Genomic DNA, 14,398 nt, shown 5'->3' with positions numbered 1-14,398 from the left:
GGGGCTTTTTTATGTGCGATTATTTGTTTTTATTGGCAAACAGTTTTGGGATCTCACGCAAACACCACGATTTGGCTTCCCCCATACTATCTCGGCGCCACGCCATAATAATATTGGTTTGATGGCTATACTCTGCACTAACAACACGCAAGCGCCCTTCTCGAATATCTTGCTCCACCAATGGATAAGGCATCGTCGCGACGCCTAAACCTGCTAATAATGCATTACGTTTATCTTCGATAGTCGAAACTGTTAGCCGTTGTTGCTTATCTAATAGTTGAACGGTGATCACAGGTCTTTCGCGAGCGGTATCAGCAACCGCAATGCCTCGATATTTGACTCTCGTAACATCAGAAAGTGGTTCAGGCTCTTGATGAATAGGATGATCAGGACTAGCCACATACACATGGTTGATACTGTATAACGATTTCGAATTGATCTCAGAAGATGAGCGAAAATGCATATCTGGCGCGATCACAATATCCGCTTTACCACTTTCTAAGCGCTCCCATGCCCCTGCAAGAACTTCGGTTAAAATAGAAAGTTGTGTGTCGGATTTTTCAGACAATTTATCAACTAAAGGAAATAAATCACAGGCCGGAACCAATGCTTCACAAACAAGGGTCAAGTGAGTCTCCCAACCTTTAGCTAGCGCCTCAGCATCTGAGGTGAGTTTATCAGCTGCTTCCAGTAACACTCGACCACGCTCTAACAACATTCTGCCAACATTCGTAAATTTTGTTCGATGTCCAGAACGATCGAATAGGATCACATCGAGCTCTTCTTCCAATTTTTGCATTGTATAGCTGAGTGCTGAGGGTACACGACCCAATTCATCAGCAGCAGCCGCGAAGCTACCGCGACGGTCGATCGCATCCATCACCCTTAATGATTCAAGTGTTAATGCTCTCTCTTTACTCATGGAATATCTCTTTCAGGAATTTTGAATGAAGGCAACAGATTAACTGGCTAACAATTCGACGTCCAGCTATTTATTATGACTGTATAGATTTGTATATTTTTGTTAAAACGAAAAGAGGGGTTAACCACCATGATGACACTAAGAGCCGTTAACCATTGCGGAAAAGCTGATTACGGTTGGCTACAAGCGCGCTATTCGTTTTCCTTTGGCCATTATTTTGATCCTGACTTTATGGGATTTAAAACATTACGAGTATTGAATCAGGAAGTGATTGCACCTGAAAGTGCTTTTCAGCCCAAAACTTACCCGCATGTTGATCTTGTTAACTTAGTTCTACAAGGTAGTGCGGAATACCGAGATAGCGCAGGTAATCGAATAGAGGTGAGTGAAGGCGAATGCATCCGCTTTTCACCCCGCCCTGATTTAAGCTACAGTGAGCACAATATCTGTTCCGGAAAGCCATTAACCCGCTTGCAATTATGGCTAAATGCTTGCCCTGAGCAGGAGTACTATCCCGCTCAAAAAATTGCAGTGCCTGATGACAGTAATATGCTCATTGCCTCGCCTACTGGTGAAAACAATAGCTTACAGTTACGTCAACAAATTTGGATCACCCAGCTAAATATTGGCTCTGATAGCCCACAACATATTAAGTTGAAAGGTAAAAATGCTTATCTCCAATCGATCCATGGTGGAGCCAGCCTCACAGCAGGTAGTGGGGATACACTTGAATTACGTTGTAATGACGGTGTATTTATTCAAGATGAAAATGAGTTAACACTTTCTTCTCCTGCCACAATACGTGCATTACTGATTGATATTGGCGAATAACCAACCTAATAGGGGCAAAATTCTCTTTGCCCCTCCAAAAATGCTCTGCTTACGATACCTTCTCGTTTTTGCGATGATATTCGCAATTTTATGATCCGACATACTCTGTAAATTAGTCACCTTATGGTAGAGTCCAGCTCATCGTCCGCCAAAATTCGCATCTACTCTAAATAATTTGAGGTGCAGCTAAGCGACAAGCGAACGCGTCGCTAAGAGCATACACGAGTATGTGACTGGTGAGAGTGAGCGACGTCGCCATACCTCAATGAGATGCACTATAACTTGAACTATGACGAGTATAATATTTTGGTTAATCAGCTATTGTTAAGCTTTAAAAGGTGTTTTCGTGGCTTTATTCATTCAACAACGACTTAATCAAATTTTTGCCAGTATCCTTGATGAGGTTGTTCCTCAAGATGAACTAGCAAAGCGTTTTTCCGTTTCAACACGGACAATTCGTTCTGATATCAATGAAATTAATGAGTTGATACAAAATTATAGCGCCCATATTATCTATGAGCGTGGTCGCGGTTATTGTTTAAAAGTCGATGATGAAGCGCTTTTCGCCAAACTAACACAACAAAATGAAGCTGAAAATGGCATCCCCCGCACCAGCAAAGAGCGCGTCGATGCATTACTATTAAAATTATTGATGCTTTCCTTACCCGTTAAATTGGATGATATTGCTGAAGAGTGGTTTATCAGCCGTGGAACCCTACAGCAAGATATGAGTATCGTCAGGGAACATCTACAAAAATACCAAATACTATTAGAAAGCATTCCACATCAAGGGATCCGCCTTAACGGTAGCGAATGGGCAATCCGAGCCTGCATGACTGAAACGTTATGGCGTCGCTTTTCACAACAGCTAAATCATGACTTAGCCACTTTCCAGCCTGAATGCTTAGATAACCTTGATTTAACCTATATCGATAAAGTGCTACATAACAGCATGAATCGCTTTGATATTCGTCTCAGTAATGAAGGCCATCTCTACTTAGTATTTAACTGTGCAGTGACTATTTTACGTATTACACGTGGTCATGAGCTGACCTCCATTATCAAGAATCATGATAGTGAAGAAACCTTACGTAAAGCCTGTGATGAGGTATCTAAAGGATTGATTTATTTCCTTGGTAGCGATCTCTCCAGTCCAGAGCTCAGCTACCTTCATGATCAAATCATAGCCCAGCGGATCAGCAATCAAGATGTTGCTCAGCAAAAAAGTGGTAGCCACAGTGAGTTAGTTGAATACATTCTTAATTATATTAATGAATTATATAACTATGACTTACGTAATGATGAAAAACTCAAGCGTGATCTTAACACGCATATTGCGGCACTGATCACTCGACTTCAATATCATATCATCACACCTAACCCGCTCCTGAGTGATATAAAACAATATTACCCCTTCGCCTATGATGTCACCTTAAGTGCACTAACCAGTGCGAGCAAACAATTACTTCCTTACCCCATTAATGAAGATGAACTGGGTTACCTTGCCGTGCATATTGGTGTTAGCTTAGAAAGAAACTATGGCGCAGGCTCTATTCGGCAAACTGAAGTGCTTGTGGTGACTGATGCGGGGAACTCAACTTTTCGGGTGGTGGAGTCAAAAATCATGCGTGAATTCCCACAACTGAAGTTTAGCCGAGGTCTGACACTGCAAGAGTATGAATCACTGGATCAAGTAGAAGAAGATTTTGTGATCACCACGGTGCGTATCTCTGAAAAAAATAAACCGGTGATTAAAATTGCGCCCTTCCCGACCCCTTATCAATTAGAACAAGTCGGTCGACTGGCCATGATGGATCAAACTCGCCCATATATTATTGAGCGTTTCTTTGATGAACGTTACTTTATGGTGATTAACGATAAGATCAGTCAAGAAACGTTATTCCAAACCGTTTGCCAAAAGCTACAACAAGATGGCTATGTCACTGCTGATTTTTACCCTTCGCTACAAGAGCGAGAGTCTATTGTCTCTACTCTACTTGGTGAAGGCATCGCCCTACCACATTCACTGGGATTGCTGGCTAACAAAACAGTGGTCGTAACAATTGTGGCGCCTAAAGGTATCGAGTGGAATAAAGACACCAAAGAAAATGCGTATGTCATTTTCTTACTGGCGATCAGTAAAGCTGATTATGAAGAAGCAATGGCTATCTACGATCTATTTGTCACCTTTGTGAAAGAGAAAACCACTCGCCGATTAGTAACAGTTAAAAACTTCAACGAATTCCAAGTGATAGCCAAAGACAGCTTAGCGCGTATCCTTTAATCTCTTTTCCTATCGCGGTGTATTGCCTATTTTTAACGCAATACACCTATTCTGTTTTTACTTCCACTTACTATCGGAAAAATAGCAATTGCATTATTTTGCGTGATCATAACCGCAATTCTATCATTTTGTTTTTTAGTAAAACCGGTCGTTTTTAGTCAATATTCTCCCAAGTGGAAATAAACACGCTCTCTCATGCGCTATTTCCACTTTTTCGTTTCCACTTAGTGCAAAATTGCAGTTTGTGACTTCCAGCACAGTCAGAAAATAGCTAACTAACTGAATTTAAATCTAATTATCAACAAACCAATTTAAGACAGTTGATTTTAAATCATCAAAAATAGGTGTTATTTCCATTTATTTTCCATTTAGCTCAATCAATAACCACAAATCACATTTAGCCACTTCCAATTTATTTCCACTTTTAAGTGGAAATTCCATGCCTGCACAAGCCACATAGAACCGATTAAGGTATTCATCATGAAGGAACAAGCAGTTTAATTGCATTATTACCTTGGATTTTAAACAGTTATGAGTGAATCAGTTGTCGTTTTCAAGATGTCAGAACATAACCTCGACATCGATGAAGTAACACAGGAGCTGTTAGCCGTCATTAGTGGTTGGCTTAAACAGGAAAATTGCTACACCACCGATGTACAACAACAGATGTTGGAGTCTCATCTAAGAGCCATGGTAGCAAGAGCAAAAACAGGCGAAGCATTACCTGAAGTGGATATCAGTCTGTTCGATGAAATCTCACAACACTCTATTGCGCTGTCGCAACGTGTTGTCGATACCCTGCCGGGATTGGCACCAGAGGAGACATTTTTACTTTCAGTTCACTTTGAAGTAATCCGTTCGAATGATTAATTTTTGGGGAAAATCACTATGAAACAAGTTGTTGTTGCTATCGGAGATCGTTTAGGTAAAGGCCAAAAAGTCGCTGCTGGTGTTGAAGCAGCTGGCGGTAAAGCCGTTGTTGTGCCAGGTGTCGCTGCTGATATGAAATTAGGCGACGTGATGAATGCAGAACAAGCTAACTTGGGGATCTCTTTCTGCGGTAGTGGCGGTGCAGGCGCAATCACTGCTCAAACTAAATATGGTTACAAAGCACGTTATGGTATGCGTTCAATCGAAGAAGGCGAAACCGCGATTGCAGAAGGTTGCATCGTGTTAGGTTTCGGTTTTATGGATAAAGAAGAACTCGGCGAGCGCTTGGTTAAAGCCTATATCAAAAAATACGGCGACGCATAAATGAAGAAATCTATCGAAACGGTTGTGCGAGTCTCGGGTCAAGGCGACAGTAAGCAAAAAGCGATTGCTGATGCCCTGAACTCCATTCAACGCACCGTACTGAAAGAAAGCAATGACATTATCCTGCGAATTGAGCCCAAGGATGTTGCCGTTGTGAGTGCACACTCACAATCGCGGACAGAAAAATTTCTTTTCGTTTTTCTGCCCCGTAAACGTGAACATTTTCGTGTGGTGCTCGACGTTTCGCTAGATGTCACCCTACTTTCTGTCAACGAAATACCATTTACAGAACAATAAAAACAATACAGGTCTGGAGGCATTTCCATGAGTGAAACTGCATCTTTCTTAGAAATATTGGGTATGTCCCTCATCATTGGCGGCCTATGCGGCTTTGGCCTTGGTGCGGGTGCAGCTCGAATGTTCCACGCTCCTACTGTTCAAGGGATGGGGGCATTCCGTACACTTGGCGAACTTAATGCTTGTGAAGGCGACCCTGCTTCTCACTTTTCATTTGGTTTAGGCTTTTTCTTCAACGCATGGGCATCATCCGTTGCTGCTGGGGCATTCACGCAAGACGTAGATCACCGCATTATCCCTAACTGGGGTGCGGCTGCCCTATTATCTAAAAACCGCAACGTCGCAGAAACTCTGCACAACCCTAAAAAAATGGCCATTGCCTGTACCGTGATTGGTGCTTTGGTGGTTGCCTTCTTAAACACCACTGCATCAGCGGTTCCTGCTGCGCTACAAACTACGGCGATCAACGTGTTAGTACCGGCGGCAAACCTGCTGGTTAATACCGTGATGCCAGTTATTTTCTGGTTGGCAGCGATGGATGCAGGTCGTCGTTCTGGCTTTTGGGCAACCCTGTTTGGTGGATGTGCACAGCTGATCATGGGCAACGCCATCCCTGGTCTGGTTCTCGGTATTCTTATCGGTAAAGGCGTTGATGACAACGGCTGGAACCGTGTTACTCGCACAATGATGATCACTGTCGTGCTGCTGTTTGTTCTGAGTGGCTTCTTCCGTGAATTCGACCTGAAAATGATCACCTCTTTCCATCTGGATAAACCTCTATGGCTTGAATACATCCATGGACTGCTGAGCGGGAAATAATCATGACAACTGAAATCAACAAACAAGACTTTTGGTACGCGGAATGGTCTTTCCCAATCTTTGTTGGGTTGCTATCAGCAGGGATCTTTGCCGGTACTCATATGTATGTCGTTTACGGGTTTGGGGCATTTAACGAAGTTGCCTTCGTGGCCATGTTAAAAGCAGGTTTAGATACAGGTGTTTACGGTGCAGTTGCTGCGTTTGGTGCTAGCTTCCTATTTGCTCGTATTATCGAAGGATCATTAGTCGGTATCTTGGATATCGGTGGTGCCCTGCAAACTGGTATCGGCCTTGGTGTACCTGCGCTGTTCCTTGCAGCAGGTTGGGACATTTTAGTCACTAACTTTTGGATCTCACTGATCACAGGATTAATTCTTGGACTCATTATCGGTTTGATCATTGTATTCGCTCGTAAATTTACTATCGCGCAAGCCAACTCAACATTTGGTGCAGACATCATGATGGGTGCGGGTAATACATCAGGCCGTTTCTTAGGTCCATTGATTATCCTAGCCGCAATGGCCGCATCAATTCCTATTGGTATCGGTTCTTTGATTGGTGCACTGATCTTCTATGTATGGCAAAAACCGGTCGCTGGTGGCGCAATTTTAGGTGCGATGCTGTTTGGATATTTCTTCCCTCTCGCAGCCTAATGACAAGATAACAAAGAAGGTAATTATGTATTCTTTAATCATCAAACAGGGTAAGCGTATCGATGGCACACTCATTGATATTCTTATCAAAGATGGAAAAATCGAAGCAGCAGGCCCTGAGTTGGCCTGCAACCAACAAGCTGAAAAATGGATTGACCTAAAAGGGGAAACCTACGTCAGTGCGGGATGGATTGATTCACATGCTCACTGTTTTACCGAGTCACCTATCTACTTCGATGACCCAGACTTAGCAGGTGCTGCGGGTGGTGTCACCTCACTGGTTGATGCAGGTAGTGTCGGTGCTGACGATATCGACAAGTTTTATCAGCTCACACAAAAATCTCAAACCAATGTGTTTTCATTATTAAACATCTCACGTATTGGCATTATTGCCCAAAACGAACTGTCTGATATGAACAATATCAATGAAACCTGCTTTCAACAGGCGATTGAACGCCATCAAGGATTCATTGTTGGCATGAAAGCACGGATGAGTAAAAGTGTTGTCGGTGACAATGGAATTGAGCCGCTGATCAAAGCCAAACAGATGCAGAAAAAGCACCGACTACCATTAATGGTACATATTGGTAATAACCCACCAAATATTGACGAAATTGCCGATTTACTAACGCGTGGCGATATTATTACCCACTGTTTCAATGGGAAACCCAATCGTATTTTGGACGAGCAAGGAAACTTAAAACCGTCTATTGCTCGAGCCTTAGCGCGCGGTGTGATCCTTGATGTAGGACACGGTGGTGAAAGTTTTAGTTTCAAAGTGGCAGAACAAGCCATGCGAATTGGCACCTACCCTGACATCATTAGTTCTGATATCTACCATCGCAACCGTGTTAATGGTCCTGTTTACAGCCTTGCCTTTGTCATGACTAAGTTTCTGTGCATGGGCTTTAGCGCTGAAAAAATCTTGCGCTGTGTAACAGAAAAAGCGGCTGACTTGTTAGCTTTACCGGCAAAAGGTTATTTAAAACCGGGCTTTGATGCTGACATCACACTGTTTGATCTCAAAGAAGAACGCACTGAGTTGACCGATGCAGAAGGTGAACATCGTGTAGGGACACAACGTTTTGTACCTATCGCAGCAATTATTGGCGGCAAACATATTATTCATGCAGAAGGCGAATCTGAACATGCAATCGATTTATGAAAAGTATCAGCTAAAACACGTGATTAACGCCTCTGGCCGCATGACCATTCTTGGCGTATCAACCCCAACCCCCGAAGTGGTTGAACGTGTCGCTTATGGCCTTAATCACTATTTTGAAATTAAAGATTTAGTGAATAAAACAGGCGATTACATCGCAAAATTACTGGATGTTGACAGTGCCGTTGTCGTCTCTTGCGCCTCCGCCGGTATTGCACAAGCTGTTGCTGCGGTGATTGTGCGTGATGACGATGACTTGCTGTTAAATTTACACTCATCATCTAAAGTGGTTCCACGCGAAATTGTGCTACCAAAAGGTCACAACGTTAACTTCGGAGCCCCCGTCGATACCATGGTGACACTTGGCGGCGGTAAGGTGATTGAGGCAGGTTTTGCTAATGAATGTTCCTCAGCTCAACTTTCAGCGAAGATCACCCCACAAACCGCAGCTATTTTGTATATCAAGTCTCACCATACGGTACAGAAAAGTATGCTAAGCGTGAGTGAAGCTGCCGCTGTTGCACGCCAACACAATGTCCCATTGATTGTTGACGCTGCCGCAGAAGAAGATCTGACTAGCTACTATCAATCAGGTGCTGATTTAGTGATTTACAGTGGTGCCAAAGCGATTGAAGGACCTACCAGCGGCCTCGTTGTGGGTAAAAAAACCTATGTTGAATGGGTAAAACGCCAAAGCCAAGGCATTGGCCGAGCCATGAAAGTCGGGAAAGAAGGCATTTTAGGATTAACACTGGCGATTGAACAATACTTGACGGCAACCAAAGAAACAGGGGCTGAAATGGTGGAACGCATGAGTGGTTTTATTGAAGAACTCAATGCGATCCCTGCAATTTCAGCGCGTATTGTATGGGATGCCGCTGGCCGTGATATTGCTCGTGCTGAAATTAGCTTCGATGAAAAAATGATTGGTAAAACAACCTACCAAATCATGCATGAATTAAAACAAGGGGATACCGCGATCTACTTCCGTGAATACAAAGCCAATGAAGGCAAAGTGGAAGCCGATATTCGCAGTGTTAGCAATCAACAACTTGGCGTTATTGCAGAGCGTATCCGTTTGTTAGTAAAAGGAATGTAAGATGAAATTGTCACCAAACTTTTATCAAAACCGTGTTTGCCTAAACGTACTTGCTGGCAGCCATCAAAATGCCAAAGATATCTATCAAGCGGCTGAAACTTATGTTGTTGTTGGCGTTTTATCAAAAAACTACCCTGATTTAGACAGCGCCATTGCGGACATGCGTATCTATGCACAAGAAACAGACAATGCCTTGTCTGTTGGCTTAGGGGCTGGTGATCCAAACCAATCAACTATGGTTTCATTAATTTCTAAAGAAATCCAACCGCAGCATGTTAACCAAGTATTTACTGGCGCACCGATTAGCCGTGCGTTACTTGGACAAGATGAAACGTTCGTCAATGCTTTAGTCTCCCCAAGTGGCACTGTTGGTATGGTGAAAATCTCAACGGGCCCACTGAGTTCTCAATCCCCAGAGGGTATTGTACCTGTTGAAACTGCCATTATGATGTTAAAAGATATGGGCGCAAGTTCAATCAAGTTCTTCAATATGAAAGGATTAACTTACATTGAAGAATATAAAGCCGTTGCACAAGCCTGTGCTAAATATGATTTTTCTTTAGAGCCAACAGGCGGCATTGATTTAGAGAATTTCCCACAAATCTTGCAAATTGCCCTCGATGCCGGCGTGAAAAAGATCATTCCACACATTTACAGTTCAATTATTGATAAAGAAAGCGGCAACACCCGCCCAGACGATGTGCGTAAGTTACTAGAAATGGTTAAACAAGCCGTTAAGTAACCTTAAAAAACCGTAAGAAGTCATTCCTTTTAATCCATTAAAAAATAACTGAGAATTTTTTCTAAATAATTCGAGTTGTGGCAAGGCGGCAAAACGAAGACATCCCTAGGAGCATACAAAAGTATGTGACTAGGGTGGCTGAGTGAAGCCAACACAGCCACAGCTTGAAGTATGACGAAAAAATTGGAGTTGGCCGATAAGCCGGGTTCTGTCGTGGACAACCATTCATCTAGGCCAGCACTTGCGCACTGGCTCCAGCAACCTACCCGGGTTCAATGCGGGCCGCACCATATGAACCCCTATTTGGTCTTGCTCCGGGTGGAGTTTACCGTGCCACGAACTGTTACCAGCCGCGCGGTGCGCTCTTACCGCACCCTTTCACCCTTACCTGATCCTGTAAACAGGCCATCGGCGGTTTGCTCTCTGTTGCACTAGTCGTAGGCTTGCGCCTCCCAGACGTTATCTGGCACCCTGCCCTGTGGAGCCCGGACTTTCCTCCCCTCTATCCGTCTCCCCCGAAGGGACTACGATAAAGCAGCGGTTGTCTGGCCAACTCCAAAGCGGATTATAGGCACTTTAGCGACCTATGTATAGGGGTTTATCTTGCTATTCCCCTGCGTTTGCTTGATCAAGCATCAATTTATAAAGGCGATTCTTCTTCAAACCATAAATTTCAGCCGTGATTGCTGCCGCTTTTTTAGGAGGCAACTCTTGCTGCAATAAATTTAATGTGCGGATCACATCAGGTGAAATGTCGTCTTCTTCTATATTCGCTTTATAGCCTTCAACAATCAGAACCATTTCCCCGCGATGGCGGTTTTCATCTTCTTTAACCCATGCTAGCAACTCACCAACAGGCTTGCCCTCTATCGATTCCCACGTTTTGGTAATTTCTCGAGCCAATACAACGTGACGTTCAGCTCCCCACACTTCAACCATGTCTGCTAAACTATCGAGTAAACGATGCGTTGATTCATAAAAAATTAATGTACGCGTTTCATGTTCAAGCGACTTAAGAACATCTTTACGGCCTTTACTTTTTGCGGGCAAAAAACCTTCATAGCAGAAGCGATCAGAAGGTAAACCTGCTGCACTAAGCGCCGTAATTGCAGCACAAGCGCCGGGTAACGGGACAACACGAATACCCGCTTCACGGCAACGAGTGACCAAATGATAGCCGGGATCATTAATTAAAGGTGTACCTGCATCGGAAACTAATGCGATACTATCGCCCTGTTGAAGTCTGTTAATTAATTGATCTGCCTTCTGCTGTTCATTATGATCATGCAAGGCGAACATACGTGCATTGATGGCAAAGTTTTGTAATAACATGCCTGAATGCCGCGTATCTTCGGCAGCGACAAGGTCAACATGTTTAAGAACATCCAGCGCACGTTGCGTGATATCGCCCATATTACCGATAGGGGTAGGCACAATATACAGCGTGGATGCCATAACCACTGCTTGATTAGGTTGATTCATTGTTTCATCCGAATAGCCGGTTTAAAATTAAGCAACTGAAAATACACCACTGGATACAGTATGCGTCCTTCAATTTTTTTGCATGTAAAAAAAGGGTTAGTCTGCACAGCAATGCTATCTGCTTTAGTACTGTCAGGCTGCCAACTCACAGGGGATAATAAAGCACCAATCACCCCAACGACACCTGAACAAATTAGCTCTGAAGTGAGTCGTTATCAGTCTATCATTGATTCTGCACAGGGTAAGCCATCCATTGATGTCCTACGCGCTTATATTAGCCAAGAAACATTGCTAACCGAGCCAACAGCTCGCCAAGCCAATATTGATGGCACATGGCAAATGTTAACACAAATGACCCCTGAGCAGGTTGATGGGATTGGTTCAGATGAAACAACATTAGCCGGTTGGGTCGATTTACTTGATATTTATCTTAATAATCGTGATGATGCTGCGGCGCTCAAAGCAGGTGTCGATGATTGGAAAGTTCGCTATGCGGGACACCCTGCGGCACAGACTCCCCCTAATCAGCTAATGCAATCTACACAACCCCCTGTTGGGAAAACCCCTAGAATTGCCCTTTTTCTGCCAATGAGCGGTCAAGGTAAAGTATTTGGTGAAGCCATCATGCAAGGTTTCATGGATGCCCAAAAAGGCTTACCTCAAGCTCCTGCAACCAGAGCTGCACCTACTTCTACTGCTGAACCCGCCAATAATAACGATGTATTAGATCAGATTTATGCGGAAGTCGCTGCGGTAACAGGTAATAGCAGCACAACCAATGATAATGAGCTCGTTGATTCTTCATTAAGCATTGCAGCAACACCAACTAATAATGAAAGCGTCAAAGTCTTTGATACTAATGGTAAACAGCTTGCTCAGTTGCTACAACAAGCACAGAATGAAGGCTTTAATTTAGTGGTAGGTCCATTGCTAAAACCTGAAGTTCAGGCCATTACGCAATCAGGCTCACCACTGAGTGTATTAGCATTAAATGAATTAGATGCTGATAAGCTGCAACCTCGTCCAAACTTATGTTATTTTTCGTTATCCCCTGAAGACGAAGCTAAAAATGCAGCAAGTCATATGATGGCTGATGGCAAAAGGGCCCCACTAATTTTAGTGCCATCCAATGACTTTGGTCAGCGTATAGCGAGAGCTTTTACCCAAGAGTGGCAATCTAAAGGTGGCTCAACAGTATTGATGCAATCTTTTGGCTCTACCGCCTCATTAAAAGAATCCATAAACCGTGGAGCAGGTATTCGCATGACAGGTACGCCTGTTATCGTTAATAGCCAACCAAAAGCACAATCGATTGATGGTCAAGATTACCCTGCCATTTCTCAACCTGAACCTCAAATTGCTTCATCAGGTTCTATCGATGCAGTGTATATCGTTGCAACACGTGATGAGCTCACTTTGGTCAAACCTATGATCGAAATGGCGATTAGTAGCCGTCAACGCCCTGATATTTATGCAAGCTCTCGTAGCAATCAAGCTGGAAATGGTGCTGATTATCGTTTTGAAATGGATGGCGTCAAATTCAGTGATATCCCTCTGCTAGCGGGAGCAAATAATAATTTGCGTAAACAAGCACAGCAGAAATTAGGGAATGATTATTCGTTGTTACGTCTCTATTCTTTGGGAATAGATGCTTGGTCGCTCGCAAATAACTACGATCAACTGCAACATAACACTCAATTCCGCCTTCAAGGCGCTTCTGGTGCCTTAACCGTCGATAATAATTGTGTTGTGTATCGTGATCTTCCTTGGTTGCAATTCAGTCAAGGTCAAATCAAATTGGCAAAATAAGCATGCCTAGCAATTAGGATGATTGCTAACTTTTCAGACAAGGACGTCATGAAACCACTTAAAAAAACATTACAATGGTTAACTGGTCGATACTATGAAAATCAAGTATTGGCCTTCCTGCAACAACAGGGGTTAACATTTGTTGAACGAAACACCAGAAATCGGCATGGTGAAATTGACCTTATTATGCGAGATAACTCTGGTTGGGTATTTGTAGAAGTCCGTTTTCGTCAAAACAAGCAATATGGAGGCGCAGTAATGTCAGTTGATGCGCACAAACGCAAAAAACTGCTCGCAACTGCGAAATATTGGCTTGCTGAAAGACAAGAAAGCTTCGAAACTACCGCATGTCGTTTTGATATCTGTGCGATTACTGATAGTCAGTTTGAATGGATACAGAATGCCTTTAACGATAGTGAACATGTTGGTTAATTTCACAGGAAAATAAGCAAGTGCTGGATAGAATTAAAGTCTGTTTTACTGAAAGTATTCAAACTCAGATAGCGGCGGCAGAAGCACTGCCAGATGCTATATCACGTGCAGCAATGATGATGGTTCAATCACTGCTTAACGGTAACAAAATTTTGTGCTGCGGCAATGGAGCATCAGCGGCAACAGCACAACGCTTTGCGACGAGTATGATCCATCGGTTTGAAACTGAGCGCCCAAGCCTTCCTGCGCTTGCATTAAACACAGACAATGCCGTTTTAACCGCGATTTCTGGTAGCAAACAGCCAACAGAAATATATGCTAAACAGGTTAGAGCTCTCGGTCAGCATGGTGATGTTTTAATGGCGATCTCAACTCATGGTAATAGCAGTGACATTATCAAAGCCGTTGAAGCAGCAGTAACGCGTGATATGACAATTGTTGCACTGACAGGTTACGATGGCGGTGAACTTGCAGGTCTATTAGGACCTCAAGATGTTGAAATTCGCATCCCATCGCAACGCAGTGTCAGGATCCAAGAGGTCCACCTTCTTACAGTGAATTGTTTGTGTGATCTTATAGATAATACACTTTTCCCCCATCAGGATGATTAAG

The 14,398-nt window shown here is 43.4% G+C and carries 15 protein-coding genes and 1 other RNA gene; 13 read left to right on the top strand and 3 right to left on the bottom strand.

The genetic code is table 11. The annotated features are described in order from the left end of the window. Positions 1 to 19: 19 nt before the first annotated feature. Positions 20 to 922, bottom strand: a complete 903-nt coding sequence (locus SC428_RS13040; protein ID WP_070928913.1) for a LysR family transcriptional regulator — start codon at positions 920 to 922, stop codon at positions 20 to 22. Positions 923 to 1,051: 129 nt separating this feature from the next. On the opposite strand from SC428_RS13040, the gene SC428_RS13035 reads away from it, so the two are divergent. The 10 genes from SC428_RS13035 (at position 1,052) to dagF (ending at position 10,063) form a co-directional block, all read left to right on the top strand. Then, a complete protein-coding gene (locus SC428_RS13035; RefSeq protein WP_318707926.1) occupies positions 1,052 to 1,753 on the top strand; it encodes a pirin family protein in 702 nt (233 codons plus the stop codon). A 346-nt stretch (positions 1,754 to 2,099) separates the two neighbouring features. Then, a complete protein-coding gene (locus tag SC428_RS13030) occupies positions 2,100 to 4,037 on the top strand; it encodes a BglG family transcription antiterminator (RefSeq protein ID WP_070928915.1) in 1,938 nt (645 codons plus the stop codon). Positions 4,038 to 4,568: 531 nt separating this feature from the next. Continuing rightward, entirely contained in the window at positions 4,569 to 4,907 is a 339-nt protein-coding gene (locus SC428_RS13025) for a transcriptional antiterminator (RefSeq protein WP_070928916.1), read from the top strand. A gap of 18 nt (positions 4,908 to 4,925) precedes the next feature. Beyond that, entirely contained in the window at positions 4,926 to 5,291 is a 366-nt protein-coding gene (locus tag SC428_RS13020) for an SFCGS family glycine-rich protein (RefSeq protein WP_070928917.1), read from the top strand. After that, positions 5,292 to 5,588: a DUF4312 family protein gene (locus tag SC428_RS13015; RefSeq protein WP_008912675.1), complete on the top strand. Its 297-nt coding sequence runs from the start codon at positions 5,292 to 5,294 to the stop codon at positions 5,586 to 5,588. A gap of 27 nt (positions 5,589 to 5,615) precedes the next feature. Then, complete coding sequence (locus SC428_RS13010) at positions 5,616 to 6,407, top strand: DUF4311 domain-containing protein (RefSeq protein WP_014657591.1); 792 nt, start codon at positions 5,616 to 5,618, stop codon at positions 6,405 to 6,407. A gap of 2 nt (positions 6,408 to 6,409) precedes the next feature. After that, positions 6,410 to 7,060 (top strand): DUF4310 family protein, encoded by a 651-nt coding sequence (locus SC428_RS13005; RefSeq protein ID WP_070928918.1) that lies wholly within the window; start codon positions 6,410 to 6,412, stop codon positions 7,058 to 7,060. 25 nt (positions 7,061 to 7,085) lie between these two features. Then, the gene (locus tag SC428_RS13000) at positions 7,086 to 8,225 is read left to right on the top strand and encodes an amidohydrolase/deacetylase family metallohydrolase (protein WP_070928919.1); all 1,140 of its coding nucleotides are present in this window, start codon (positions 7,086 to 7,088) and stop codon (positions 8,223 to 8,225) included. Further along, positions 8,209 to 9,321: a DgaE family pyridoxal phosphate-dependent ammonia lyase gene (locus tag SC428_RS12995; RefSeq protein WP_070928920.1), complete on the top strand. Its 1,113-nt coding sequence runs from the start codon at positions 8,209 to 8,211 to the stop codon at positions 9,319 to 9,321. The genes SC428_RS13000 and SC428_RS12995 overlap by 17 nt, the downstream gene beginning before the upstream one ends. A gap of 1 nt (position 9,322) precedes the next feature. Continuing rightward, on the top strand, positions 9,323 to 10,063 hold the full coding sequence (dagF, locus tag SC428_RS12990) for a 2-dehydro-3-deoxy-phosphogluconate aldolase (protein WP_318707924.1): 741 nt from the start codon (positions 9,323 to 9,325) through the stop codon (positions 10,061 to 10,063). A gap of 181 nt (positions 10,064 to 10,244) precedes the next feature. On the opposite strand, the gene rnpB is transcribed toward dagF, so the two are convergent. Both rnpB and rsmI read right to left on the bottom strand, forming a co-directional pair. Then, positions 10,245 to 10,620, bottom strand: an RNA gene (gene rnpB / locus SC428_RS12985) — RNase P RNA component class A. 49 nt (positions 10,621 to 10,669) lie between these two features. Further along, entirely contained in the window at positions 10,670 to 11,545 is an 876-nt protein-coding gene (rsmI, locus tag SC428_RS12980; RefSeq protein ID WP_272580706.1) for a 16S rRNA (cytidine(1402)-2'-O)-methyltransferase, read from the bottom strand. A gap of 60 nt (positions 11,546 to 11,605) precedes the next feature. Between rsmI and SC428_RS12975 the strand changes: the two genes are divergently transcribed. Genes SC428_RS12975 through diaA form a run of 3 tightly spaced genes read left to right on the top strand, consistent with a single transcriptional unit; the run spans position 11,606 to position 14,397 of the window. Then, positions 11,606 to 13,354: a penicillin-binding protein activator gene (locus SC428_RS12975; protein ID WP_318707923.1), complete on the top strand. Its 1,749-nt coding sequence runs from the start codon at positions 11,606 to 11,608 to the stop codon at positions 13,352 to 13,354. Positions 13,355 to 13,402: 48 nt separating this feature from the next. Then, on the top strand, positions 13,403 to 13,786 hold the full coding sequence (locus tag SC428_RS12970; protein ID WP_140180913.1) for a YraN family protein: 384 nt from the start codon (positions 13,403 to 13,405) through the stop codon (positions 13,784 to 13,786). Positions 13,787 to 13,806: 20 nt separating this feature from the next. Continuing rightward, positions 13,807 to 14,397 (top strand): DnaA initiator-associating protein DiaA, encoded by a 591-nt coding sequence (gene diaA, locus SC428_RS12965; RefSeq protein WP_070928925.1) that lies wholly within the window; start codon positions 13,807 to 13,809, stop codon positions 14,395 to 14,397. The last annotated feature ends 1 nt before the right edge of the window (position 14,398 follow it).

Origin of the sequence: Providencia sp. 2023EL-00965, from assembly GCF_033550225.1 — a bacterium.
GTDB classification, from domain to species: Bacteria; Pseudomonadota; Gammaproteobacteria; order Enterobacterales; family Enterobacteriaceae; genus Providencia; species Providencia manganoxydans.
The sequence above is the reverse complement of the archived record's forward strand: the minus strand, read 5'-3'. Positions and strand labels throughout refer to the sequence as shown.

What these genes read in the sequence shown, in the direction of transcription:
- SC428_RS12995 (WP_070928920.1), top strand. Translation starts at nt 8,209, where the DNA reads ATGCAATCGATTTATGAAAAGTATCAGCTAAAACACGTGATTAACGCC.
- SC428_RS13020 (WP_070928917.1), top strand. Translation starts at nt 4,926, where the DNA reads ATGAAACAAGTTGTTGTTGCTATCGGAGATCGTTTAGGTAAAGGCCAA.
- SC428_RS13025 (WP_070928916.1), top strand. Translation starts at nt 4,569, where the DNA reads ATGAGTGAATCAGTTGTCGTTTTCAAGATGTCAGAACATAACCTCGAC.
- SC428_RS13005 (WP_070928918.1), top strand. Translation starts at nt 6,410, where the DNA reads ATGACAACTGAAATCAACAAACAAGACTTTTGGTACGCGGAATGGTCT.
- dagF (WP_318707924.1), top strand. Translation starts at nt 9,323, where the DNA reads ATGAAATTGTCACCAAACTTTTATCAAAACCGTGTTTGCCTAAACGTA.
- SC428_RS13015 (WP_008912675.1), top strand. Translation starts at nt 5,292, where the DNA reads ATGAAGAAATCTATCGAAACGGTTGTGCGAGTCTCGGGTCAAGGCGAC.
- SC428_RS13010 (WP_014657591.1), top strand. Translation starts at nt 5,616, where the DNA reads ATGAGTGAAACTGCATCTTTCTTAGAAATATTGGGTATGTCCCTCATC.
- SC428_RS12970 (WP_140180913.1), top strand. Translation starts at nt 13,403, where the DNA reads ATGAAACCACTTAAAAAAACATTACAATGGTTAACTGGTCGATACTAT.
- SC428_RS13035 (WP_318707926.1), top strand. Translation starts at nt 1,052, where the DNA reads ATGATGACACTAAGAGCCGTTAACCATTGCGGAAAAGCTGATTACGGT.
- SC428_RS13000 (WP_070928919.1), top strand. Translation starts at nt 7,086, where the DNA reads ATGTATTCTTTAATCATCAAACAGGGTAAGCGTATCGATGGCACACTC.
- rsmI (WP_272580706.1), bottom strand. Translation starts at nt 11,545, where the DNA reads ATGAATCAACCTAATCAAGCAGTGGTTATGGCATCCACGCTGTATATT.
- SC428_RS13040 (WP_070928913.1), bottom strand. Translation starts at nt 922, where the DNA reads ATGAGTAAAGAGAGAGCATTAACACTTGAATCATTAAGGGTGATGGAT.
- SC428_RS12975 (WP_318707923.1), top strand. Translation starts at nt 11,606, where the DNA reads ATGCGTCCTTCAATTTTTTTGCATGTAAAAAAAGGGTTAGTCTGCACA.